Below are 22693 nucleotides of genomic sequence, written 5' to 3'. Positions count from 1 at the left end.
TGGGCACTTGCCGACGGAGCCTCCATGTCCCACGCCCCAATCGATCCCGTTGACCTGACAGCCGAACTGATCCGCTGCCCCTCCGTGACGCCGGAAGAAGGCGGCGCGCTCGTGTTGCTCGAAGCATTGCTTTCGGGCGCGGGCTTCGAATGTGCGCGGGTGGATCGGAATGGTACCCCGAACCTCTTTGCGCGCTGGGGGGCGAAAGGGCACGAGAATAGCTTTGGCTTCAACGGGCACACCGACGTCGTGCCAGTGGGGCACGAGGCAAACTGGAGCGTTGCGCCGTTCGGAGCAGAGCGGAAGGACGGGTTTCTTTGGGGCCGGGGCGCCACGGACATGAAATCCGGTGTCGCGGCCTTCGTGGCGGCAGCGGTGGACTTCGTGCGCAGGACTCCGCCGGATGGCGCGATCCTCCTGACCATCACCGGGGACGAGGAGGGCGACGCGACCGACGGCACCGTGGCGCTGCTCGACTGGATGGTGGACGATGGTGAGGCCATGTCCGTTTGCCTCGTCGGCGAGCCGACCTGCCCGGACCGGATGGGCGAGATGATGAAGATCGGGCGACGCGGGTCGATCTCGGCCTGGTTCACCGCGCGAGGCGAACAGGGACACGTTGCCTACCCGCACCGAGCAAGAAATCCGGTTCATGCCATCGCGCAGCTTGGCGCGCGCCTGTCGGCACACAAGCTGGACGCCGGGACGGACCATTTTGACCCGTCGACACTCGCGCTGACCACGATCGACGTGGGCAATGGCGCGACAAATGTCATTCCCGCCGAAGCACGTATGACCGTCAACATCCGGTTCAACGACCTCCACAGCGGTGCATCGCTCACCGAATGGCTGCGCACGGAAGCCAGTGCCGTCGCGGAGGCCACGGGCGTCGACATCGGCATGGAGGTCAAGGTCTCCGGTGAGAGTTTCCTGACCCCGCCGGGGCCATTGTCGGCGCTAGTGGCCGAGGCCGTTGAGGCGGAGACCGGCGTGCGGCCGGGCCTGTCTACGTCGGGTGGGACGTCCGACGCGCGCTTCGTCAAGGATCACTGCCCGGTTGTGGAGTTCGGCCTCGTCGGGAAAACCATGCACCAGGTGGACGAGCGGGTGGAGATCGCACAGATCGGTCAGCTCAAGGCGGTGTATTCCCGGATCCTCGCCGGGTATTTCGCCGGATGAGGCAGCGTCAGCTGATCGTGATGCTGAAGGAGCCACACCCCGGGCGGGTAAAGACACGGCTCGGGCGGGAGATCGGCATGGTCCCGGCGGCCTGGTGGTTCCGGCGCCAGGCAATGTCGCTGATCCGCCGGCTGGAGGACCCACGCTGGCGTCTGGCCCTTGCGGTGTCACCGGATGTTACAGTGATCACGTCGCGGATCTGGCCCGGGCATTTGCCGCGAATCGCACAGGGCAAGGGAGATCTCGGCGCGCGAATGGTTCGGTTGCTGCGGCAGGCGCCGCCCGGGCCGGTAATGATCATCGGTGCGGATATTCCCGGGATCACCCGCTCGCACATCGCGTCCGGGTTTCAGGCGCTTGACGCGGGCGACGGTGTGATCGGACCGGCACCGGACGGGGGCTACTGGATGATCGGGCTGAAGCGCACCCGAAGCGTGCCTTCGGGCGTTCTTGACGGCGTGCGATGGTCTTCGCCCCATGCCATGGCGGATACGATCGCGCGGCTGCGCGGCTTGCGGCTGGCGCGGGCGGCCACCTTGCAGGATGTCGACACTGCCGCGGACCTTGCTGCGCTCAGGTAAAGACGCCCGGAACCGCCCGCAGCTCCCCTGCATGCAATCCTGACCGGCTCAGAATCGGAGGATTCAGGAACTTGGTGGTCGCGGGATGGGCGGGGTCGAGCACGCCAAGCTTGACCAGGATCGCGGCGATGGCGGCATCTGCGGCCCGTGTGCCGCCGTCTTCGATCTTCAGCGCAACACCGAGACCCTGCTCGGGCAGGATCGCAACGAAAAAGGCCTCTGCCCCGGTCTTGATCGCGGCGGCACCGCCCATGGCACGCATGAGCTCGGTGCAGGCGCGACCCTCGCCCGCGACAAGGTCGGGATGGGCCACCATTGCCTGCACAAGCCGGGCCTGTGCCGTTTGCCGGGCGCCCTGACCTTCGCGCGCGGCAGCGAAGCTGGCCATGGCGCGGGCGATGCCAACGAGCGAACAGGCGTGGTTTGGGGCAGAGCAGCCATCGATACCGAATCCCGGCGACGTCTCTGCTGTCACTTCTTCGAACGCGGCAAGAACCGCACGTTGAACCGGGTGATCTGGCGCAATGTAGTCCGGGCCGGTGCGGAGATGCTTGCCAAGTGTCAGGAAGCCGGTGTGCTTTCCGGAGCAGTTGTTGTGCACCTGGCAGGGGCCGTCTCCGGTGCAGAGCGTGTGTTTGTGGGCCTCCGGATCGGCGGGGTCTTGCGAGCCGCAGCGCAGGTCTTCGTCACCGAATCCAAGATCGGCCAGCCAGGCATTGACTCGATCGGTGTGGATCGCTGCGCCGTTGTGGCTGGCACAGGCCAGCGCGAGCTGTTCGGTCGTCAGTCCAAAGGCATCCGCAGCGCCGCTTTCGATCAACGGCAGGGCCTGGATCATCTTGGCAGAGGAGCGTGGCAGGACAATCTTGCCCGCGTCGCCCCAGGCTTCGACGATGCCTCCGGAGGCGTCGCAGACCACGGCATGTCCGCGATGCACCGATTCGCGGATCGGTCCGCGCCAGAGTTCCACCATTTCGCTTGCGGTCATGTTCTCGCTACTCCCCGGCAAATTTCCGCCGGAAGGGGTTCACCCGGCCGGCACAGTTGCGTTACCATGTGCCGCAGCAGGTTGAAATCCGATCCGCTTTTTGGAGAGTCCGACAACGGGCCGCAAGCGGCTAACATGAGGCAGAGGCAGCTGGAGGCTGTGACACGAATGACCCCTTGGATCAAAGCTGGCATTGTGACCGGTTCCATTCTCTTCGCCGGAGCGCCCCTCGTGGCACAAGACGCCGACGAGGCGTCAAGCAACCGGGTGGCCGCAAAGACCGACTGGAGCGTGTTTGTCGAGGATAACCCGACAGAATGCTGGGGCGTGTCATCGCCCAAGGAAACGGTGAACACCCGCGACGGCAAGCCGGTCTCGGTGACGCGTGGGGATATACTCCTGTTCGTGACCTTCCGCCCCGGCGCCGGCGCTGCGGGAGAGGTGTCCTTCACGGGCGGCTATCCCTTCGCTGGCGGGTCGACGGTGACCGTGGAAGTCGGCACCAACAAGTTCGAGCTTTTCACGGAGGGTGAGTGGGCCTGGCCCGCCTCCGCCGATGATGACGCGAAGCTGGTGACGGCCCTGAAGCGCGGCGCGGAAGCCACGTTGATCGCCCGATCGACCCGCGGCACACAGACAGCGGACACGTTCTCGCTCATGGGATTTACCGCCGCCATGGAAGAAGCCGAGAAACGCTGCGCGCGCTAGAGCGGCAGGGCGATCATGCGCCGTATCCTTGCCGACACGGTCGCAATGATCACGTTCACGACCTTCTTCGGCGCTTGTTCCGAGCTGTTTATAGTCGGGATGACACCGTTGCAGGTGCTCGCAACCCGCGCTGGCGCCATCCCCGCCAACCTGGTGACGTCCCGCCCCTATGGCCTCTATCGTGACGCGGTCATGCGCTTCAGCGGCGCGTTGGGCATGCGTGGAATCCCGGGGCGGCTGGCACGATTCTGTGTCGATACCCTGGCATTCGCCTCCTTCAAGATGCCTGTCTATGTTGTCCTGCTGAGGATGGCCGGAGCAAGCTGGTCGGAGGTTGGCGTGGCCGTCGTCAGTGCGATCGTGTTGACGATGGCGTTGGGCCGGGTTTTCGGGATGTACCTCGATCTGGTGCGCACCGTGATGGGAGTGCCGGCCCTTGAGCGTCCGGGGCTTGCGGCGAGGGAGGATCCCTAGGGCCGCCCGTCCGGGTTCGGATCCATGAGGAGGCAAGCGGCCCGAGCGGTGGTTGCGGCTCCGTGGGCTTGGAAAACGGCGCAGGGGTATGTATATCGGGGCCTCAACCCCGAAGGATACGACTATGACCGCCAGCGCGCCCATCACGCAGGACGTTGTGACCATTTCCCGCAAGCTGCCCGAAGCCGACCGGATCAATCTCGTCGGGCTTACCCGTGCGCAATTGCGAGAGACCTTGATCGATGCCGGCACGCCCGAAAAGAAGGCAAAGATGCGCGTCGACCAGATCTGGCAGTGGATCTATCAGAAAGGTGTGCGCAGCTTCGAGGAGATGACGAACCTCGGGAAGGCATACCGGGCGGAGCTTTCGGAACGGTTCGTGATCGAGGTGCCCGAAGTGGTGTCCCGGCAGGTTAGCGTCGACGGAACGCGCAAGTACCTGTTGCGGATCGCCGGAGGGCACGAGGTCGAGATGGTCTACATCCCGGAAGAGGGCCGCGGCACGCTGTGCATTTCCAGCCAGGTTGGCTGCACGCTGACCTGCTCCTTCTGCCACACCGGCACGCAACGGTTGGTACGCAACCTTACAGCGGGCGAGATTGTCGGACAGGTCATGTTGGCCCGTGACGATCTGGGTGAATGGCCCGAACCCGGGCGGCATCCGAAGGACGAGACGCGACTGCTGTCCAACGTCGTGTTGATGGGCATGGGTGAACCGCTCTACAATTTCGATGCGGTGCGGGATGCGATGCAGATCGTGATGGATGGCGAGGGCATCAGCCTGAGCCGCCGCCGGATCACGCTTTCGACCAGCGGGATCGTGTCCGAGATCGCCAAGACCGCCGAAGAGATCGGCTGCCTTCTGGCGATCAGCTTCCACGCGACGACCGATGACGTGCGCGACAAGCTGGTGCCGATCAACAAGAAGTGGAACATCGAGGCGCTGCTGTCCGCGTTGCGGGACTATCCCCGGCTGTCGAATTCCGAGCGGATCACGTTTGAATACGTGATGTTGAAGGACGTGAATGACAGTGACGAGGATGCACGGAGGCTGGTGAAGCTGATCGCGGGCATTCCGGCGAAGATCAACCTGATCCCGTTCAACGAATGGCCCGGGTCGCCCTATGAACGTTCCGACTGGGACCGGATCGAGAGCTTCGCGGATATTATCTACAAGGCTGGATACGCCAGCCCGATCCGCACGCCACGCGGCGAGGATATCATGGCGGCTTGCGGACAGCTCAAATCCGCGACCGAACGCGCCCGCAAGAGCCGTGCCCAGGTCGCGGCCGAGGCCGGGTTGGGCGGCTGACCGTGCCGAGCTCGCGGCGCAAGGCGCTGGGGCTCGTTGCTGGCGGGGCGATCATGGCCGGCACCGTCTCGGGTCTCTTGCGGCGACGCGGCGACGGGATGGATATCGCGCCGCATCCCCGGGTGCCTGGGTTCTACTCGCTCAAGGCCGGCAACGTGACGGGCCGGTTGCCGGACCCTTTCTTCGGCCTTGAGGATGCGACCGAACCGCCCCCGGGGGATCTCGCGCGATTGTTTCAGCCGCTCGACGAGGGCGCAGTGCCGGTTGCTTCTTTCTCCGACTACAATTGCCCCTATTGCCGCGCGGTGTCGCGCCTGCTGCAATCCGAGGCTTCGTCAGGCGGGATCGACATCACCTGGCACGAACTGCCCCTGCTGGGACCGGGCTCCGTGGAGGGAGCCCGCGCGGCGCTTGCTGCCCGTTTGCAGGGGCGCTACCTGGCCATGCACACACGGTTGATGTCCAGCCGCTTCCAACCCAATGCGGCCTACCTTCGTGAAATCTCCAGCGAACTGGGACTCGATGCCGACCGGCTCCTGTCGGACATGTACGGCGCCTCCGTTCAGAACGCGCTCGCCGAAAGTGCGGGCTTGGCTCAGCTCTTTGGGATCCATGGCACGCCAGCGCTGGTCGTGGGGCGGGTTCTCGTGTTGGGCAATCTCCGTCAATCGGATCTTCGCGCGCTGGTGGCGCGCGAAGCTCAGTCCCCGGCGAGGGGCTGACCTCGTGGCCCGAAGGCTGTCCGTGAAGGGAATCTGACCCGACCAAACAGAGAACGCCGCCCAATCGGACGGCGTTCCCGATGGAGGACTTTCCGGCGCAGACGTCTACGCTTCTTCACCATCAGAGGAGAAGGCCAGCGCGAGCGCGGACACCCCGTCAAAGAGCAGTTCCACACCGAGCAGGATGCCGAGCGAGGTCGCAGCAGAGAGCGGGAAATTGGCGAAGATCATCACGCCGAGCACGATGGAGGCGATGCCGGACAACAGCACCATCCAGAAGAAGCGCTTGTCGGCGAGGCTGAACGAGAGGATCGCCTTGAATACACCGCCGGCGAGAAACATCGCGGCAACGACGGTGGTGAGTGCGACCATGCCCTGTAGCGGCTTGCCGAGGATCATGATCCCGAGCACGACCGAGAGCAGCCCGAGCAGGATCGACCAGATCTTGGCGCCGGTGCCCTGGGCGCGGAACCCGGCGAAGACCTGAATGGCGCCCATGATGATGAACATCCAGGCGGCAATGACAGTGGCTGCAATCGAGGCGGCGAAGGGATTTGCAAGAGCGAACACGCCCCCGACGATGGCGACGAGCGCCATGAGAACCCAAAGGATGCGGTTGGTCACGAGATCTATCCTTGATCATTTGCAAAAAATGCGTCTGCCAACCGAACTTAGGGAGTCCGAAGGGTTTTTCTATCCCCTATCAGGAAGTCGGATCGCTTTTTTGCAGTGTCTGTCCGGATCGGGGTGTCCCCGAATGACCGAAGGCGCCCACATTCCGCAATTCCGGACCGTTGAGCCCGGGAGCGCGTGGGTAAGCCTAACGGCGACCTCCCGACTACTCGTGCAAAGGTCGCGCCATCTCTTGCAGTCCCGGGTCCCACGGTCTGTTCTGCGGCCCGAAGGAGCGAACAACATTCTTCCGGCCTGCCTTGCGGGCGGCACAGGATTGGCTCTCCCCGGCATCGTGGCCTCGCTATCGTCCCGGTACGACTCCGCGTTTGACGCCAACGCCTTCCCACGCATCGATGGCCGCCACCGCTTCTTCGGCAGTCTCCACAATCTTGAAGAGGTCGAGATCCTCCGGGCTGATCGTGCCCACCTCTGCCAGCGCCTCGAAGTCGATGACCCGCTCCCAGAACGCGCGTCCAAAGAGCAGAAACGGTACCTGGCGCATCCGCCCGGTCTGGACCAGCGTCAGTGCTTCGAAAAGCTCGTCCATGGTACCAAAGCCGCCGGGGAAGATCGCAATGGCGGCGGCTCGCATCAGGAAGTGCATCTTCCGGATACCGAAGTAGTGGAAGTTGAAGCAGAGCTCAGGCGTGACATAGGCATTGGGCGCCTGCTCGTGCGGCAAAACGATATTGAGACCGATGGACTTGCCGCCGGCATCCGCCGCGCCGCGGTTGCCGGCCTCCATCACGCCGGGTCCGCCGCCGGTGACGATGATGTTCTCCCGTCCGTTGCTCTGCGCGATCGAACGCTCTGTCATGATCCGGGCGAAGCTGCGCGCTTCTTCGTAGTAGGTGCTCATGGCGGCCATCTCCGGCGTGTCGGCCTCGTGGGCCTCCTCCGGTGGCTTGATGCGGGCACCGCCGAACAGGACGATGGTGGACTCAACGCCCTGCTCTGACATCATGATCTCGGGCTTCAGCAATTCCAGTTGCAGCCGGACCGGGCGCAACTGGTCACGTAGCAGGAACTCCTGATCGTCATACGCGAGGCGGTATGCCGGGGAGCTGGTCTGCGGTGTGTCAGGCACCTCGGAGCATGTGCGAATATCTTCGTGGGCATCTCGGAAGGAGCGGTTGGAGGGATCGTCTTTCATCGGGCGTCCACCTGTGGTTTGACGGTCTTCCGACGCTAGACCGCCTCGCGCGGAGAGGGAAGCCAAATGCACACGGACAGTTGGAAAGAGCGGATCGACACGGCCGCAGAGCGCATCGCGGGGCATGTGTTGCGGACGCCGGTGATCCGGACCCGTGCATTCGGGTTGGCACAGCCGTTGGAGGTGAAGCTGGAGCAGATGCAGCACACTGGCAGCTTCAAGGCGCGCGGCGCCTTCAACACATTGCTGTCGCAGCCCGTTCCCACGGCGGGGCTCGTGGCTGCCTCTGGCGGAAATCATGGCGCGGCGGTGGCCTATGCGGCCGGGCGGCTCGGGCATCGGGCGCGGATCTACGTGCCGGAAATGGCCGGGGAGGCCAAGATCGCGCTGATCCAGCGGACGGGGGCCGACCTTGTTGTCGTGCCCGGTGCCTATTCCAACGCGATGGAGGCGGCACGTGCCTGGGAAGCGGAAACAGGTGCGATGCAGGTACACGCCTATGATGCGACGGCGACGGTCGAAGGGCAGGGCACCTTGCTCCGCGAATGGGAAGCGCAGGGGCTGGAGGCCGACACGGTTCTGATTGCCGTCGGCGGTGGTGGCCTAATTGCGGGGGCGATCGCCTGGTTGCAGGGGGCGCGGCGGGTTGTCGCCGTGGAATCGGAGGGCTGTGCGACCCTTGCCACCGCGCTGCGGTCCGGTCCGGAGGCGGAGATCGACGTCAGCGGGATCGCCGCAAACGCCCTCGGGGCCAGAAAGATCGGACGTATCTGCTACGACCTTGCGCGTGAGCATGACATCGCGACCCTGACGGTGCCGGACGATGCCATCAGGGATGCGCGCCGGCTGCTCTGGCAGGACCTGCGCCAACTGGTCGAGCCTGCCGGTGCGACGGCGCTCGCGGCACTGACCAGCGGCGCCTACGTGCCCGAACCGGGGGAGCGCCTTGCCGTGCTGGTCTGCGGTGCGAACCCGGCGCCCGATCCGTTGGGCTGAATGGGCCTGTCACCGGTCTCTCGCCGGTGGCTTTGCAAACGGCATTTCCGGTCGCGCCGGGCACATGCGTTGATACCGCCGACAGGGTTGAGCGGAATCGCATTTCGCAGGCGTATCAAAGGACCTGAACGGCGGTGCTTGGCCTTGGGCGTTCCGCGAATGGCCGCGCTCGGTGCGTTGCAATGTGTCCAATATCTGCTAGACGCGCCCGAGACGTCACGAAAGGGAATGCCACACCATGTCGATCCAACAGCTCGAAGCCGCCATCGAAGCCGCCTGGGAGATCCGCGACACGATCAATCCCCACACCGGTGGAGAGACGCTGGAAGCGATCGAGGACACGCTCAACGCGCTCGACACCGGCGGATTGCGTGTTGCCGAAAAGCGCGAGGACGGCTCCTGGCATGTGAACCAATGGGCCAAGAAGGCTGTGCTGCTGGGCTTCCGGGTCAAGAACATGGAGCAGCAGGACGGTGGCCCGCAGGGTGGCCATTGGTGGGACAAGGTTGACAGCAAGTTCAAGGGCTGGGGCGACAATGAATGGGGCGCCGCGGGCTTCCGTGCCGTGCCGAACTGTATCGTTCGCAAATCCGCCTTCATCGCGCCGAACGTTGTGTTGATGCCGTCCTTCGTGAACCTTGGCGCTTATGTCGACGAAGGCACCATGGTCGATACCTGGGCCACCGTCGGCTCCTGCGCGCAGATCGGCAAGAACGTGCACCTGTCCGGCGGTGTCGGCATTGGCGGTGTCCTGGAGCCCATGCAAGCCGGCCCGACCATCATCGAGGACAATTGCTTCATCGGCGCCCGTTCCGAGGTCGTCGAGGGCTGCATTGTCCGCGAAGGTTCGGTTCTGGGCATGGGGGTCTTTATCGGCAAGTCCACCAAGATCGTCGACCGGGACACCGGCGAAGTCACCTATGGCGAGGTGCCGCCCTACTCGGTTGTCGTTTCCGGCTCGATGCCTTCGAAGAACGGAATCAACCTCTATTGCGCGGTGATCGTGAAGCGTGTGGATGCGCAGACGCGTTCCAAAACCGGAATCAACGAGTTGCTGCGCGACTGATAGCGGGCCCTTAAGGGAAAGAACCTGCAGGCCGGAGGCGCAGGGTCCTGCGCCCCTGAGGCCTGCGCTTCAGGCGCATCCGGCAGGCGCAGAGGTCCACGATACCTGCCCAACGGGCCCCACCGATTCCCACAGGTCTTTGGCGCAGACTGTTTGCGCGCCAGATCGCATTCATCCATGCCGCCTCGCCGCCATCGGATCAAAGCTGCACTTCGGGCTGCGCGGATTTCGTGCGGCCTTGTTCGCGGACATCAATGAATGTGGTGTTGATCCGGCACGGATTGGGCGAAAGGGCGCAATTGTTTCCGAATGGTGGCCAACTGGTGGTCGACCGCAGGAAATGCCCACATTCACCCGCCCCATCGCCCATATTCCGGCGAAATTTACCGGCATTTTCAAGAATATGTTGGTATCCGAAGTCCCCATGCTCGGTTTCAGAGCAATGCAGGCCCTGATGGATCTGCGAGCCGCCGCCGGGCGGCAATCCGGAGAGGCGCTGAAGGGCATCTCGGACCATGTTCCTCCGGCCGATCGCCAGGGTGGCGCCGACCGCCAGGCCATCGCCCGGGTCATCCTGCGGCAGGGTTGTCGGCTGGAACGGCGGGAAGACGCACGGCTTCCGGATGCGCTTCTTCTCGCCGCGTCGCAGCCGGAAACGAACGCGGCAGCATTTACCTGCGCCACTGCGATCCTGCTGGCCGACCGCATTCAGATGGGTCTCGGGCAGGATAACCTGTCACGCCATTGGGAGGCTTTCCGCGACACATATGCCATGCTTCCCCGCCACGACCGAGCCGCGATATTCCAGGGCTACCTGGTTGCGTCGGACCTCGGAAGGGTGCGGATCGAGGCGGATGCGAGCGAACTTCCCCGCCTTTCGGAAGAACTCGAACCGCTACTCAAGGATCTGCGGTCACTTGCGGCAGAGCAGGAACCCGAGCTTTCGGTGGCTGTTGCGGCGCGTCTAGGTGGCGTTGACGCAACTCTCGCGCGCCCACATCTGCGGGCGCTGCTGGCCGGGACCGGGCAGCAGGCATTGACCGGGGACAGCCTGCTCTTTGCGCCGCTGCTATCGCTGGCAGCGGGGTCGGACAACGTCGCTCGCGCTGCCGCGGCGGTCCTGCTGGCGGAGGCCTTGTCCACTTCCGATGGAGAGGGCTGGTTTGCAATCACGCTCTGGCCGGAAAGGATCCGCGACTGGCTTGCGCTTCCGCCACGCGACGGGCGGGCGATCCTCGCCGGGTTGAGGTACCTCTATGAGTCCGATCCGGCGTGGGTTCCGGTGCCTGAACGCCTGGTGAGCCCGCGCCACGCCAGCTCCGAGCCGCTGTTGCCGGTGCTTGACGACAGCTATGGCCAGTCCCGCCCCGGCGACCGATTGGGGTGAGGGCTTGGCAGCGGTGGGCGGAACGCCTATGCCGGCGGCATGAGCAAGAAAACCGAAACATCAAAGAAGAAACGCCCGCAGCAGGTCTATACGCTGCTGGTTGAGGTTGGCCGCCACGATGGCGATGGCCTGCCCGAAGGCTCCACGGGCGCCGGGCTGATGTGCTACGCGTCCGGCGTGGACGAGGCTGAAGCCGTGCGGGAAACCGTTGCGATCCTGAAGCAGGCCGAACTGGCGCCGCTGGATGTGACCGGCTACGGCACGCTGGAGGAACGTCTCGAAGACGGTCACGAGGTCACGGACGAAGAACGCGACCTCATGCGGCGGGCGCTTGAAGAAAACTCCGTCATCGTTGCGCAGATGAATCCATTCTTTGACTAAATCATGGCGATACCATTGATACACAGGTGAAATTTCCCGCGGCTGCCTCCGCGGTGCCTCATTCCTGCCTTGCGTTTACGAAAAGCTAACGATGCGCATCCTATACGAGGCAGACATGACTTCCCTGATCGCTCTAAAGGCATCCGCCGCCAGTGTGACACTTCTTGCCGGCGTGTTTGCATTCGGCATCAAGTACGGCTCCGACGTGATGCCGGAACAGCATGAGGCCTTTGTTCTTGCGTTGGGAGATTCCTTCCTGACGATCATCGGCCAGAACCCCAATGACTATCCGCAGCAGGTCATGACTGCGCAGTCCGAACTGGATGTGCCGCCGCCAACGCAGGCCGCCGCGACGGCGGAGGCTGGACCTCGCGTGGTTCGATTCAAGGGGCAGATCGGCTACGGTGCCAATCCCGAACTGCACAAGGCCACGTTCGGCACGCCGGAAGCCCGTCGCAAGACGGTTCGCATCGCCGACTGATCGCCCCACATGCCGGAGTTGGTGCGCAGCAACGGCTTGCCCGAATGCCGAAAATGATGCCTAAAGACCCAAGCGCGGGGACTTCATGGCATGACATCAGCGGCCCATCGGAAACGCATCTGGGGTTGGTTCTTCTTTGACTGGGCGAGCCAGCCGTACAATACGCTTCTGCTCACCTTTATCTTCGCGCCCTACATCAAGGAACTGTTCAGCGATGGTGCCGCCGCGCAGGCGGCATGGGGGTACACGGTGGGCGCCGCCGGCGTGGTGATCGCGCTGCTGGCGCCGTTTCTCGGCGCCATGGCCGACAAGGGCGGGCACCGAATTGCCTGGATTCGCGTGTTTTCCGTGCTTTACGTGTTGGGCGCGGGCGGCGTCTGGCTGGCCGATCCCGGCGGGTTCGACCTCACTCTCGTGCTGGTCCTCTTCGCGATGGGGATCGTCGGGATGGAATTTGCCACGATCTTCACCAATTCGATGCTGCCGGATCTTGGCGGACCGGACGAAATCGGCGGCATTTCCGGCAGTGGCTGGGCCTTCGGCTACGTGGGCGGTCTGGTCGCGCTGGTGATCATGCTGTTCTTCTTCGCAGAGAGTGCCGAGGGCACGACGCTGCTTGGTCTCACGCCCGCGCTGGGCCTGGATCCCGATGCCCGGGAGGGCACCCGCTTCGTCGGTCCGTTCACCGCGCTCTGGTACATCGTGTTCATGGTGCCCTTCTTTCTCTGGGTTAAGGAACCACGTGGACATGCGGGCGAACCGCTGCTGAACGCCGTCCGCGATGCCTGGCCGGAACTGCGTGGTACGCTGAAGTCGCTGCCCCGGACCCCGTCGCTCTTCGCATTCCTTGCGTCCTCCATGTTCTATCGCGACGCCCTGAACGGGCTCTACGTCTTCGGAGGTCTCTACGCAGCGGGCGTCCTGGGTTGGGGGGTCATCGACACGGGCATTTTTGGCATCATTGCGGTCGTCTCGGCGGCTCTCTTCGCCTGGATCGGCGGCAAGGCGGACAATCGTTTTGGACCCAAGCCGGTGATCCTGTTCTGTGTGCTGGTGCTGACGGCGATCTGTTGCGCGGTGATCTTCGTCTCGCGCAGTTCGGTGCTCGGGATTCCCGTCCAGCCAGACTCGTCTTTGCCGGATCTCACCTTCTACGTGATGGGTGCCGCGATCGGTGCCGCCGGCGGAGCGTTGCAATCGGCGAGCCGGACCATGATGTGCCGACAAAGTGATCCCGAACGCACGACGCAGGCCTTCGGGCTCTATGCCCTTGCGGGCAAAGCAACTTCTTTCCTCGCACCGCTCTCCATCGGTCTCGTGACGGACCTCACCAATAGCCAACAGGCCGGTATCGCCCCGCTGATTCTCCTTTTTTTGTTGGGAATTGTGTTGTTAAACTGGGTGAAACCCGAACGGGAGAGAGCAGTATGTCCATCACCAGAACGATCCTCGCCGCCGGCTTGATCGGCCTCCTGGCCCTGCCGGTGTCTGCCCAGCAGAAAGCCAACAAGCTGTTCGGGGCCAAGAGCAATGCGTCGGCGCACAAGGCGCAACCCATCGGGTTCTACTCCAAGGGCTGCGCGGCCGGGAATGTGCAGTTGCCGGAAACCGGGCCGACCTGGCAGGCGATGCGCCTGTCGCGGAACCGGAACTGGGGCCAGCCGGTGATGATCGACTTCATCAAGGACCTTTCCGCCTATGCCGCGAGTATTGGTTGGAAGGGCCTCTATATCGGCGACATCTCGCAACCGCGCGGTGGGCCGATGACTTCTGGCCACCAATCGCACCAGATCGGGCTCGACGCGGACATCTGGATGCGCCCGGCAACCAACCTGCGGCTCAGCCGGTCGCAACGGGAGTCGATCAGCTCGATCAACGTTCGGGCGGAGAGCCAGAAGAGCGTGAACGGCAACTGGACGGCCGCCCACGCAGCGATCCTGAAGCGTGCCGCCAAGGATCCTCGTGTGGACCGGATCTTTGTCACGCCACCGGTCAAGATCGAGTTCTGCAAGAGCGCGAAGAAGAGCGATCGCAAGTGGTTGCAGAAGATCCGACCGATCTACGGCCACAACTACCATTTCCACGTCCGCCTGAAATGTCCGAAGGGGGCCAGCGGCTGCGTCACCCAGAAACCCAGCGTGAAGGAGCTTTCGAAGGGGGGCACTGGGTGCGATTCCACGCTGCAATGGTGGGTCACGGACTACCTGAACCCTCCCAAGACCACGAAACCGGCCAAGCCTGCGCCCAAGAAACGCAATGCGCGTGATTTCACCATGGCGGATCTTCCGAACCAATGCGGCGCGGTTCTGGCCTCGCGCTGAGCGCGCTGGCCGGGCTGGCTGCCGTTGTTGCAGTCGCCGGTGCAGCCGGCCTGTCGGCGCGGACAATCGCGCCGCCGGGGGTGAGTGCCGTGGCATGGTCCGGGACCGGGTCGTCGTTCGGCGGCTGGTCGGGGATCGACGTTTCGGCCGATGGTCGCCATTTCTGGGCCGTCAGTGACAGGGCGCGGGTGACCCATGGCATCCTCTTTCGCCAGGACGGTGCGCTCCATGCGCTTCGTGTCGGGCGGATTCGGACCCTTGATCATAAGCCGGACCGGCGCCCCGGGGTTTCGATCAATGATGCCGAGGGTGTCTCCCTCGGTGCTGATGGCAGCCTGCATGTCTCCTACGAAGGCTACCAGCGGGTCCGCCGCCACGAAAACTGGCGCGCCGCTCCCGAGAGGCTTCCCGAAGCTCCTGCCTTTCGGAGCATGCACCGTAACAAGGGGTTGGAGGCGCTTGCCGTCGATCCGCAAGGCAGGATCTTGACACTGCCCGAGTATCCGAACCGAAACGGTGTCTTTCCCGTCTGGCGCTTCGAGCACGGTGAATGGCGCCGGCCCTTTGCGCTGCAACAGGATGGCTCCTGGAAGGCCGTGGGCGCCGACTTCGGACCAGACGGGCGTTTCTACCTGCTTGAACGCCAGTTTGTCGGCGTCGGGTTCCGGTCTCAGATCCGCCGCTTTGATCTCGACGGGGCAGAGCCAGTCAAACGCGGCCGGGTTTTGTATCGCAGTCCGCTGGGCCGGCACGGCAACCTTGAGGGGATGGGAATCTGGCAGGACGGGGACGGACATATGCGGGCCGTCATGGTGTCCGACGACAATTTCAGCGCCATGCAGCGCACCGAGGTTGTCGAGGTGATCCTCCCGCACTGACTTGCCAGCCGCATCGGAAGCCTGTATTCGACGAACCTCCCCATTCGGGGCAAGTCGCCGCAACCTTGTCAAAACGGGCACCCTGACATGACACGTAAATACCTTCCCGGCATCCTTGCCATGGCCGCCGTCGTGGTGGCGTCCAATATCCTTGTGCAGCACCTGTTGGGCCAATGGCTCACATGGGGCGCACTGACCTATCCTTTTGCCTTCCTGGTCACCGACCTGATGAACCGCATCTATGGCGCCGGGCCTGCCCGGCGCGTGGTGTTCTTCGGCTTCGTTGTCGGCGTGATCTGCTCGCTCATCGGCAGCCAGATTCATGGCGAGTTCGGTCCGCTGGTGACGCTGCGCGTGGCACTCGGGTCAGGCGCGGCCTTCCTCGCCGCGCAACTCGTGGACGTGGCGATTTTCGACCGCCTGCGGGAAGGGCGCTGGTGGCGGGCGCCGTTGGCCTCCACGCTCGTAGGCTCGACGCTGGATACTGCAATCTTCTTCACCATCGCCTTCTCCGCCACGTTGAACGCGGTGGAACCGGGCAACATGCCGGTCTGGGCGCAGGAGGTTCTGCCGTTGCTGGGAACGGGTCCGGAGGCACCGCTCTGGGTTTCGCTCGCGGTGGCGGACTGGGCCGTGAAGCTGTCGCTTGCGCTGCTTGCACTGCTGCCGTTCCGCATGGTCGTGCGGCGCATTCTGGCCAAACCTGCCGAAATTCATTGACAGACATCGGTTCTGTGTCACTCTGATCGCAACTGAAACAAGCGAAAGGAGGTGATCCAGTGTCGAGAGTCATGCTGGAGAAAGGTGTCGGGATTATCGGGAGAGCGCGCCGTTGAGGCAGCCCTCGAGGTATGCTTCCTGAAGGGCTTATGGGCCCAGGACACCTCACCTCCATGATACTCGGAGAGCCGCCCCGGACAGGGGCGGCTCTTTCCGTTTCGGGATGCGCCTGTGCGACATGCCTGCGCCATCCCGCAATGCCGCTATCGGGTCTGGCCCCCGGCCATCCCTTCGGCCTATTCAGGGGCGAAGGGAGTCTGTCGCATGTTGCGGGTCAATGACGAGATCACCATCGAGGATTGGGAGCTGACGGAACAGTTCAGCCGGTCCTCCGGCCCGGGTGGGCAGAACGTCAACAAGGTCTCCACCGCGGTGGAACTGCGGTTCGAAGCCGAACGCAGCCCAAACCTCCCCGGACATGTGAAGGCACGATTGAAGCGGCTCGCCGGTCGTCGCTGGACGTCGGAGGGCGCGCTGATCCTGCGGGTCGAGGACACGCGGAGCCAGGCCCGAAACCGCGAGATCGCGCGCGAGCGTCTCGTTGAACTGATCGAGAAAGCGTTGCATCGGCCAAAACGTCGGATTGCAACCCGCCCGACGCTCGGTTCGAAGAAACGGCGCATGGACGCAAAGAGCCGGCGTGGCGAGGTGAAGGCCATGCGTGGGCGCGTCAGGGACGAGGATTGAGCGAAATGGAATCTCTGGAGCAGAGGCGCCAGCGCCTCATGGGGCCGAATGTCCCCACGTTTTATCGCACTCCGCTTCACATTGTGCGGGGCGAGGGGGTCTGGCTCTGGGATGTGGACGGCCGGCGATATCTCGATTGCTACAACAACGTTCCGCATGTCGGCCATTGCCATCCGGCCGTGGTGGAGGCGATTGCGCGTCAGGCATCGCAGTTGAACACGCACACGCGCTACCTGCACGAACGCGTTCTCGACTATATCGAGCGGCTCTGCGCCAAATTCGACCACGACCTGAGCCAGGCCATCATGGTCTGCACCGGGTCGGAAGCCAACGACATCGCCCTGCGAATGGCGGAGGCCGTGACCGGCAAGACCGGGCTGATCGCGACGGACAACACCTACCACGGCAATACCAAGTTCGTGAGCCAGCTATCGACACGGCGCCCCCCGATTGGCGGCTACCCGGGAAACGTGCGCCTCGTGCCAGCGCCCGATTCCCTGCGTCCTGTTGGGGGCGATTTAGGGTCGCAGGCTACGGTTTTTGCTGAGAATGTCGCCCGCGCCATCGAGGAACTGGAAGCATCCGGTCATGGTTTTGCCGGCTTCATGCTGTGTCCGGCCTTCGCGAACGAAGGGCTGCCCTGTCTCGAACCCGGCTTCCTGGACCCGACGGTCGAAGTGGTCAGAAAGGCCGGTGGGCTTGTTCTGTGCGACGAGGTGCAGCCCGGGTTCGGGCGACTTGGCGATGCCTGGTGGGGCCACGAGATCCTCGGGTTCCGTCCTGATGTCGTGACGCTCGGCAAGCCGATGGCGAATGGCCACCCCGTCGCCGCTGTCGTCACCCGCCCCGATGTCATGGCCGCGTTCCGCGAGGCGTTCGGCTACTTCAACACGTTTGGAGGCAATCCTGTTTCTGCCGCCGCCTGTCTGGCGACGCTGGATGTGATCGAGACCGAAGGTCTGGTGGAGAACGCGCGGGACGTCGGTGTCTACACATTGGCGCGTTTGCAGGACCTGTCACATCCGCGTATCGGAGAGACCCGGGGGCACGGCTTGTTTTTTGGCATGGAGTTCGTTGCGGAGGACGGCGTAGCACCCGCCACGGATTTCGCCGAAGCCGTCGTGGAAGGCATGCGCGACCGTGGCATTCTGCTCAACCGCATCGGGCGGAAGATGAACATCCTGAAGATGCGCCCGCCGATGCCCTTCAGCCGGTCGGACGGGGACCTCGCGGTGGAGGCCCTCGGCGAGGTTTTGGCGAGGATGCCGCAATGACCGAAGAAGACGCCATAGAGATTGCGCGTGAAGCGGCGGAAGCTTGGGGCGGTTGCGACGACGCGCCCCGCCTTGTCGGGTTTCGCGAGAATGTTGTTCTTGAGGTCCGTCTGCGGTCCGGGTGTCGCGCGGCCCTGCGTCTTCACCGTCCAGGCTACCAGAGCCACGCGGCCATCGAAGGGGAGTTGCGGTGGACCCAGGCCCTGTCGGAGGCTGGTTTTTCGTGCCCGCGCCCGCTGGCGACCTGCAACGGTGCCCTGACGCACCGGGCCGACGATCGTGTGGTGTCGGTCATCGAGTGGCTGGACGCCACCCCAATCCTGGACGTGCCGTCTGTTGGTCGTGAAATGGTGTACCGGCGACTGGGGCGATGCCTCGGAGATTTGCACAACCTGTCGGATCGGCTGGGGGGGGAGCGTTTCGGCCGGCCCAGTTGGGATCGGGACGCGTTTCTTGGCGCCGCGCCGCTTTGGGGACCCTTTGCCGCGAACCCGTCGCTGAGTGGCGCCGAACGCCGGTTTCTGCAAGTGGCCGAGGACACGGCCGGCACCGAGCTGGTGGCGTTGGCAGAGCCGGACATCGGATTGATCCATGCCGATGCCTTGCAGGAAAATGTCCTCGACGACGGCCAGACACTCTGGCTGATCGATTTCGACGATTGTGGCTGGGGTTACCGCGGTTACGATCTCGGGGTTGCGTTGGTCCAACATGCGGCATCGCCTGATTTGCCAACGCTCTCGCGGGCCTTGCTGGAAGGCTATGCGGCTGTCCGCCCCGGGTTCCCCAAAAAGTCGCTTCCCCTGTTCATGATGCTGCGCGGTTTCGCATCCGCCGGCTGGATCGTTCCACGTGCGCCGGCGGGGGATCCGCGGCAGCGCAGCTATGCCGAACGGGCCCTTCGATTGGCGGAGATCTATCTTGGCCGCTCGGCGCCCTGATCAGACGACGACCTCCATCGGTGTCTGCGCGCCAACCCGAAAGACACGTTTGTAGCGCTCGACCTCTTCCGGTGGCCCCATGGACTTGTTGGGATTGTCCGACAGTTTGACGGTCGGTCGCCCGTTCGCCTTGACCGCTTTGCACACGAGCGAAAATGGCGCCAGGCCATCATCGGGGACCAGCCCCCGGAAATCGTTGGTGAGCAGGGTCCCCCAGCCGAAACTGGGGCGAACGCGGCCGGAAAACTGCTTGTGAAGCTCCAGGATCTTGTCCTCGTCAAGGCCGTCGGAAAAGATGACCAGCTTCTTTCGGGGATCTTCACCGCGTGACTTCCACCAGGCGATAGCGGTTTCGGCGCCCGTCGCCGGATCGCCGCTGTCGATGCGGATACCGGTCCAACCGGCCAGCCAGTCCGGCGCACGTTCCAGAAAGCCCTCAGTCCCGTAGGTGTCGGGAAGAATGATCCGGAGGTTGCCGTCGTGTTCCTCCTGCCAATCGGCCAGAACCTGATAGGGCGCCTGCGCCAGGTCTTCGTCCGTGTCGGCCAATGCGGCGTACACCATAGGCAGTTCATGCGCATTCGTACCGATGGCCTCGACCTCCCGCCGCATGGCGATCAGGCAATTCGAAGTGCCGACGAAGCTCTCTCCCAATCCCTCGATCATCGCCTGCACACACCAATCCTGCCACAGAAAGGAATGGCGGCGCCGGGTGCCGAAGTCGGCGATACGCAGGTCGGGCAGCGCCCGCAGGCGTTCCAGTTTCTCCCAGAGCTTTGTCATCGCGCGGGCATAAAGCACCTGAATCTCGAAGCGCTCCATGCGGTCGAGCACCGCCCGTCCACGCAGTTCCATCAGGACAGTCAGGGCCGGGATTTCCCAGAGCATCACCTCTGGCCATGACCCTTCGAAGGTCAGCTCATACTGGCCATCGCGTTTTTCGAGATGGTATGCCGGCAGCCGGACGCCCTCGAACCATTCCATGAAATCGGAGCGGAACATCTGGCGTTTGCCATAGAAGGTGTTGCCACGCAGCCAGGTGCTTTCACCCCGTGTCAGCGAAAGCGACCGGATATGATCGAGATGTTCACGTAGCTCGCCCTCGTCGATCAGATCGGCGAGGCGGATTTCACTGGAGCGGTTGATCAGCGAAAAGGTGACGCGTGCATCCGGCTTGTTGTGAAAGACGGACTGACACATCAGAAGCTTGTAGAAATCCGTATCGATCAGGGACCGGACGATCGGATCGATCTTCCATTTGTGGTTCCAGACACGCGTGGCGATATCGACCATGCTCGGTCTCCGTGAGGTGGACGACCTTCAGGGTATCGGTCCAATGCGCCAATTGAAAGAGCGCTGTCAGCCGATCCCGGCCAGGTTCACGACGGGTTCCTGCATCTCCGACCCGGTGAAACGATCCTTCCTGTACCGTCGCAGGGCGCCAACGATGTCCTTTTTGCGAAACGGTTTCGTGATCACGCCATCCATCCCGGCCGCAAGACACATTTCACGATCTTCGGGAAGCGCATTCGCCGTCAGCGCTGCAATCGGCGTAGGGCCAAGGTGCAACTCGGCCTCGCGCGACCGGATCCGTCGGGTTGCCTCCAGCCCGTCGAGGATCGGCATGTGTACATCCATCAGGACAAGGTCGATCTCGTGCAGATCAAAGAGCGAGACAGCATCCCGACCGTTGACCGCAAAGATCGGATCGACGTTCAGTTGCGACAGCATCCGTTCGAGAATGAGGGTGTTGGTGCGATTGTCTTCGGCGACGAGCACGCGCAGGCCGCGGAACTCATCCTCTTCCTGCACGAGGGGCGGTGGATCCTGCGGCGGATTTTCCTGTTGGCCAATCGGTTGGGACAGATTGACGACGAAGGTCGACCCCTTGCCAGGAAAGGAAGAAACATCGATCTCGCCACCCATCGCCCGGGTCAACAGCCTGGAGATGGCAAGGCCCAGCCCGGTGCCTCCAAAACGCCCGGCCACGGTTGAGTCCGCCTGCTGGAAGCTCACGAATATGTCCTCGAGCCGATCCGCCGGGATTCCGACTCCGGTATCGTTGACTGAGATCATCAGATGGCAGGTTGAGCGCTCCAGTTTGACCGCAACCTCGACGTCGATTGACCCAGTTTCGGTGAATTTGATCGCATTGCCAAGCAGGTTCAGCAGGATCTGGCGTAGCCGGGCAGCATCGCCCGTGAGGCACGGCGGCAGGCTCGCTGGCAGCACAAGGTTCAGCGCAAGATCCTTGGACTTGGCCAGGGCCGCAACCATTTCCACCGCGCTGCGAATGCAATCGGCGGGTGAATAGGGGTCGCTCGTGATCTGGAGCTTGCCGGATTCCAGCTTGGAAAAGTCCAGAATGTCATTGACGATATCCAGCAGCGCCTCTCCGGAGGAGGTGATCGTCCGCAGCAGGCAAAGCTGGTTCTCATCGAGGTCGGTGTCGAGCAGGAGGTCCACTGTCCCGATGACACCATTCATCGGGGTTCGGATCTCGTGGCTCATGGTAGCAAGAAACTGGTGGCGCAGTTGCACCTCCCACTCGGCCTTCTGGCGCGCTTCGGCCAGTGCCCTCTCGCGCTCCTTGGCGACACCGATGTTGCGCTCGACACTGACGAAATTCACGACCTGGCCGCAATTGTCCAGAACGGGCGTCAGGCTGACCTCCATCCAGATCGGGGTCCCCTTCCGGTCGTGGCTGACAATCTCCGTTCTGTAGGAACTGCCTCTTCGGCGGGCGGCCTCAATCTCCCTGATGGTTTGCGGGCATGTCTCGGGGCCGTTCAGGAACGTGACATGCTGGCCGACTGCGGCTTTCGACGTATAGCCCGTTGTCGCCGAAAACGCCCGGTTCACCCAGGTGATCATACCGTCGGGCGTCGTGATGATCACGGCATCGTTTGCTTGCTCCGCGACCATGGCAAGTTGCTTCGTTGTCTGTCGGGATTCCTCAAGCGCCTGGTTGACATGGGCGAGGTCGCGGGCGCGTCGAAGCGTTTCCAATTGCATCGCTTCCCGGCGAAGCCGAGTCTTGTGGACAGGGCGAACAACAAGCCACACGACATAGATCAGCAGCAATGCGGCCACGGCATCGTAGGTGACCTCGTTCAGTTCCCCATTGGCGCTCAGCCAAGCCTGATAGATCATCATCAGAACCGCGAGGCCATAAATCAGCAATCGCACGAGAGCGGCATTTCGATGAACCCCGTACAGGAGTGCGGCATCCATAAGTGCGGCGATACAGATCGCACCGGCAAGGGATCGCGCGTCCTGGCCGCCGCTGGACACAACGACCGCCATGACGACACAGATGGTCAGTGCCTGGATCCCGCCTGTCAGTGTCGTGATACCTTGTGCCAGGGGATAGCTCGGACCGAGGTGTTGTCGTTGCCCGTAGCGCCGCAGCACGAGGCAATCGAGAGTCTCTCCCAGAAATACGACGATGGCCGTCAGGACGGTGGTCCTCAGATCGGACATCGCGAGGACAAGTGGGAACAGGACGGCGACGAGAAGTTGGCGGGTCCAGAAGTGGCGGGAGCGTCCCCGGCAATAGGACAGAAACCGCCCCTCGGCGGTGCGGCTCGCCTGGTACTCCCTGAGTTGGCGATCGGCCTCGACCGTCCTGGACTTCATGCTGCTCCCGACAGGCCGGCATCGGCCCTTTCCTTTCGGGCAGACGACACCAGAAAAAACTTCCTGATTGGTT

Annotated in this window: 23 protein-coding genes; 18 read left to right on the top strand and 5 right to left on the bottom strand. The window is 63.4% G+C overall.

Annotation, left to right across the window (positions count from 1 at the left end; all coding sequences use genetic code 11):
- The first annotated feature begins 24 nt into the window (after positions 1-24).
- Positions 25-1179, top strand: coding sequence for a succinyl-diaminopimelate desuccinylase (gene dapE / locus CLV78_RS19150; RefSeq protein WP_106207044.1), 1155 nt, complete (start codon positions 25-27; stop codon positions 1177-1179).
- Positions 1176-1760, top strand: coding sequence for a TIGR04282 family arsenosugar biosynthesis glycosyltransferase (locus CLV78_RS19145; RefSeq protein ID WP_245925174.1), 585 nt, complete (start codon positions 1176-1178; stop codon positions 1758-1760). The genes dapE and CLV78_RS19145 overlap by 4 nt, the downstream gene beginning before the upstream one ends.
- On the opposite strand, the gene CLV78_RS19140 is transcribed toward CLV78_RS19145, so the two are convergent.
- Positions 1753-2748: an asparaginase gene (locus CLV78_RS19140; RefSeq protein WP_106207042.1), complete on the bottom strand. Its 996-nt coding sequence runs from the start codon at positions 2746-2748 to the stop codon at positions 1753-1755. The genes CLV78_RS19145 and CLV78_RS19140 overlap by 8 nt on opposite strands.
- A gap of 168 nt (positions 2749-2916) precedes the next feature.
- On the opposite strand from CLV78_RS19140, the gene CLV78_RS19135 reads away from it, so the two are divergent.
- The 4 genes from CLV78_RS19135 to CLV78_RS19120 all read left to right on the top strand — a co-directional run bounded on the left by CLV78_RS19135 (position 2917) and on the right by CLV78_RS19120 (position 5964).
- Positions 2917-3456, top strand: a complete 540-nt coding sequence (locus CLV78_RS19135) for an invasion associated locus B family protein (RefSeq protein ID WP_170111679.1) — start codon at positions 2917-2919, stop codon at positions 3454-3456.
- Between the two features lie 15 nt (positions 3457-3471).
- Positions 3472-3930 carry an L-alanine exporter AlaE gene (gene alaE, locus CLV78_RS19130; RefSeq protein WP_106207040.1) on the top strand — a complete coding sequence of 153 codons (459 nt, stop codon included), beginning with the start codon at positions 3472-3474 and terminating at the stop codon, positions 3928-3930.
- Between the two features lie 124 nt (positions 3931-4054).
- Positions 4055-5242, top strand: coding sequence for a dual-specificity RNA methyltransferase RlmN (rlmN, locus tag CLV78_RS19125; RefSeq protein ID WP_106207038.1), 1188 nt, complete (start codon positions 4055-4057; stop codon positions 5240-5242).
- A 2-nt stretch (positions 5243-5244) separates the two neighbouring features.
- Positions 5245-5964, top strand: coding sequence for a DsbA family protein (locus CLV78_RS19120; RefSeq protein ID WP_106207036.1), 720 nt, complete (start codon positions 5245-5247; stop codon positions 5962-5964).
- Between the two features lie 105 nt (positions 5965-6069).
- Here CLV78_RS19120 and CLV78_RS19115 read toward each other — a convergent pair whose 3' ends face one another.
- Both CLV78_RS19115 and CLV78_RS19110 read right to left on the bottom strand, forming a co-directional pair.
- Positions 6070-6588, bottom strand: a complete 519-nt coding sequence (locus CLV78_RS19115; RefSeq protein ID WP_106207034.1) for an HdeD family acid-resistance protein — start codon at positions 6586-6588, stop codon at positions 6070-6072.
- A gap of 352 nt (positions 6589-6940) precedes the next feature.
- Positions 6941-7792: an LOG family protein gene (locus CLV78_RS19110; protein ID WP_106207032.1), complete on the bottom strand. Its 852-nt coding sequence runs from the start codon at positions 7790-7792 to the stop codon at positions 6941-6943.
- Between the two features lie 66 nt (positions 7793-7858).
- Here CLV78_RS19110 and CLV78_RS19105 point away from each other — a divergent pair, with 66 nt between their 5' ends.
- From CLV78_RS19105 to CLV78_RS19050, 12 genes are all read left to right on the top strand, one after another.
- Entirely contained in the window at positions 7859-8788 is a 930-nt protein-coding gene (locus CLV78_RS19105) for a threonine/serine dehydratase (protein ID WP_106207030.1), read from the top strand.
- 238 nt (positions 8789-9026) lie between these two features.
- Complete coding sequence (gene dapD, locus CLV78_RS19100) at positions 9027-9854, top strand: 2,3,4,5-tetrahydropyridine-2,6-dicarboxylate N-succinyltransferase (protein WP_106207028.1); 828 nt, start codon at positions 9027-9029, stop codon at positions 9852-9854.
- Positions 9855-10278: 424 nt separating this feature from the next.
- Positions 10279-11241 carry a hypothetical protein gene (locus CLV78_RS19095; RefSeq protein ID WP_146136730.1) on the top strand — a complete coding sequence of 321 codons (963 nt, stop codon included), beginning with the start codon at positions 10279-10281 and terminating at the stop codon, positions 11239-11241.
- 39 nt (positions 11242-11280) lie between these two features.
- Complete coding sequence (locus CLV78_RS19090; protein ID WP_106207024.1) at positions 11281-11622, top strand: hypothetical protein; 342 nt, start codon at positions 11281-11283, stop codon at positions 11620-11622.
- 115 nt (positions 11623-11737) lie between these two features.
- On the top strand, positions 11738-12103 hold the full coding sequence (locus CLV78_RS19085; RefSeq protein WP_146136729.1) for a hypothetical protein: 366 nt from the start codon (positions 11738-11740) through the stop codon (positions 12101-12103).
- A 90-nt stretch (positions 12104-12193) separates the two neighbouring features.
- Positions 12194-13567: an MFS transporter gene (locus tag CLV78_RS19080; protein WP_106207020.1), complete on the top strand. Its 1374-nt coding sequence runs from the start codon at positions 12194-12196 to the stop codon at positions 13565-13567.
- Complete coding sequence (mepA, locus tag CLV78_RS19075; protein WP_106207018.1) at positions 13531-14424, top strand: penicillin-insensitive murein endopeptidase; 894 nt, start codon at positions 13531-13533, stop codon at positions 14422-14424. The genes CLV78_RS19080 and mepA overlap by 37 nt, the downstream gene beginning before the upstream one ends.
- On the top strand, positions 14397-15302 hold the full coding sequence (locus CLV78_RS19070) for an esterase-like activity of phytase family protein (RefSeq protein ID WP_106207016.1): 906 nt from the start codon (positions 14397-14399) through the stop codon (positions 15300-15302). Before mepA ends, CLV78_RS19070 begins: the two co-directional genes overlap by 28 nt.
- A gap of 87 nt (positions 15303-15389) precedes the next feature.
- Positions 15390-16022, top strand: coding sequence for a queuosine precursor transporter (locus CLV78_RS19065; RefSeq protein WP_106207014.1), 633 nt, complete (start codon positions 15390-15392; stop codon positions 16020-16022).
- Positions 16023-16346: 324 nt separating this feature from the next.
- Positions 16347-16769, top strand: coding sequence for an alternative ribosome rescue aminoacyl-tRNA hydrolase ArfB (gene arfB / locus CLV78_RS19060; protein ID WP_106207012.1), 423 nt, complete (start codon positions 16347-16349; stop codon positions 16767-16769).
- 5 nt (positions 16770-16774) lie between these two features.
- The gene (locus tag CLV78_RS19055; protein ID WP_106207010.1) at positions 16775-18043 is read left to right on the top strand and encodes an aspartate aminotransferase family protein; all 1269 of its coding nucleotides are present in this window, start codon (positions 16775-16777) and stop codon (positions 18041-18043) included.
- A complete protein-coding gene (locus CLV78_RS19050) occupies positions 18040-18981 on the top strand; it encodes a phosphotransferase enzyme family protein (RefSeq protein WP_106207008.1) in 942 nt (313 codons plus the stop codon). The genes CLV78_RS19055 and CLV78_RS19050 overlap by 4 nt, the downstream gene beginning before the upstream one ends.
- Here CLV78_RS19050 and pncB read toward each other — a convergent pair whose 3' ends face one another.
- Both pncB and CLV78_RS19040 read right to left on the bottom strand, forming a co-directional pair.
- Complete coding sequence (gene pncB, locus CLV78_RS19045; RefSeq protein WP_106207006.1) at positions 18982-20274, bottom strand: nicotinate phosphoribosyltransferase; 1293 nt, start codon at positions 20272-20274, stop codon at positions 18982-18984.
- Positions 20275-20340: 66 nt separating this feature from the next.
- The gene (locus CLV78_RS19040) at positions 20341-22620 is read right to left on the bottom strand and encodes a hybrid sensor histidine kinase/response regulator (RefSeq protein ID WP_106207004.1); all 2280 of its coding nucleotides are present in this window, start codon (positions 22618-22620) and stop codon (positions 20341-20343) included.
- Positions 22621-22693 lie beyond the last annotated feature (73 nt).

The sequence above is a fragment of the Aliiruegeria haliotis genome (assembly GCF_003003255.1).
GTDB classification, from domain to species: domain Bacteria; phylum Pseudomonadota; class Alphaproteobacteria; order Rhodobacterales; family Rhodobacteraceae; genus Tropicimonas; species Tropicimonas haliotis.
This window is presented reverse-complemented; position numbering and strand designations above follow the sequence as displayed.

Excerpts from the sequence above, each read along its gene's own strand:
- CLV78_RS19095 (WP_146136730.1), top strand. The coding sequence starts at position 10,279 with ATGCTCGGTTTCAGAGCAATGCAGGCCCTGATGGATCTGCGAGCCGCC.
- CLV78_RS19135 (WP_170111679.1), top strand. The coding sequence starts at position 2,917 with ATGACCCCTTGGATCAAAGCTGGCATTGTGACCGGTTCCATTCTCTTC.
- CLV78_RS19140 (WP_106207042.1), bottom strand. The coding sequence starts at position 2,748 with ATGACCGCAAGCGAAATGGTGGAACTCTGGCGCGGACCGATCCGCGAA.
- CLV78_RS19110 (WP_106207032.1), bottom strand. The coding sequence starts at position 7,792 with ATGAAAGACGATCCCTCCAACCGCTCCTTCCGAGATGCCCACGAAGAT.
- CLV78_RS19105 (WP_106207030.1), top strand. The coding sequence starts at position 7,859 with ATGCACACGGACAGTTGGAAAGAGCGGATCGACACGGCCGCAGAGCGC.
- dapE (WP_106207044.1), top strand. The coding sequence starts at position 25 with ATGTCCCACGCCCCAATCGATCCCGTTGACCTGACAGCCGAACTGATC.
- mepA (WP_106207018.1), top strand. The coding sequence starts at position 13,531 with ATGTCCATCACCAGAACGATCCTCGCCGCCGGCTTGATCGGCCTCCTG.
- dapD (WP_106207028.1), top strand. The coding sequence starts at position 9,027 with ATGTCGATCCAACAGCTCGAAGCCGCCATCGAAGCCGCCTGGGAGATC.
- CLV78_RS19040 (WP_106207004.1), bottom strand. The coding sequence starts at position 22,620 with ATGAAGTCCAGGACGGTCGAGGCCGATCGCCAACTCAGGGAGTACCAG.
- CLV78_RS19070 (WP_106207016.1), top strand. The coding sequence starts at position 14,397 with ATGCGGCGCGGTTCTGGCCTCGCGCTGAGCGCGCTGGCCGGGCTGGCT.
- CLV78_RS19080 (WP_106207020.1), top strand. The coding sequence starts at position 12,194 with ATGACATCAGCGGCCCATCGGAAACGCATCTGGGGTTGGTTCTTCTTT.
- alaE (WP_106207040.1), top strand. The coding sequence starts at position 3,472 with ATGCGCCGTATCCTTGCCGACACGGTCGCAATGATCACGTTCACGACC.
- rlmN (WP_106207038.1), top strand. The coding sequence starts at position 4,055 with ATGACCGCCAGCGCGCCCATCACGCAGGACGTTGTGACCATTTCCCGC.
- pncB (WP_106207006.1), bottom strand. The coding sequence starts at position 20,274 with ATGGTCGATATCGCCACGCGTGTCTGGAACCACAAATGGAAGATCGAT.
- CLV78_RS19065 (WP_106207014.1), top strand. The coding sequence starts at position 15,390 with ATGACACGTAAATACCTTCCCGGCATCCTTGCCATGGCCGCCGTCGTG.
- arfB (WP_106207012.1), top strand. The coding sequence starts at position 16,347 with ATGTTGCGGGTCAATGACGAGATCACCATCGAGGATTGGGAGCTGACG.
- CLV78_RS19085 (WP_146136729.1), top strand. The coding sequence starts at position 11,738 with ATGACTTCCCTGATCGCTCTAAAGGCATCCGCCGCCAGTGTGACACTT.
- CLV78_RS19145 (WP_245925174.1), top strand. The coding sequence starts at position 1,176 with ATGAGGCAGCGTCAGCTGATCGTGATGCTGAAGGAGCCACACCCCGGG.
- CLV78_RS19050 (WP_106207008.1), top strand. The coding sequence starts at position 18,040 with ATGACCGAAGAAGACGCCATAGAGATTGCGCGTGAAGCGGCGGAAGCT.
- CLV78_RS19055 (WP_106207010.1), top strand. The coding sequence starts at position 16,775 with ATGGAATCTCTGGAGCAGAGGCGCCAGCGCCTCATGGGGCCGAATGTC.
- CLV78_RS19090 (WP_106207024.1), top strand. The coding sequence starts at position 11,281 with ATGAGCAAGAAAACCGAAACATCAAAGAAGAAACGCCCGCAGCAGGTC.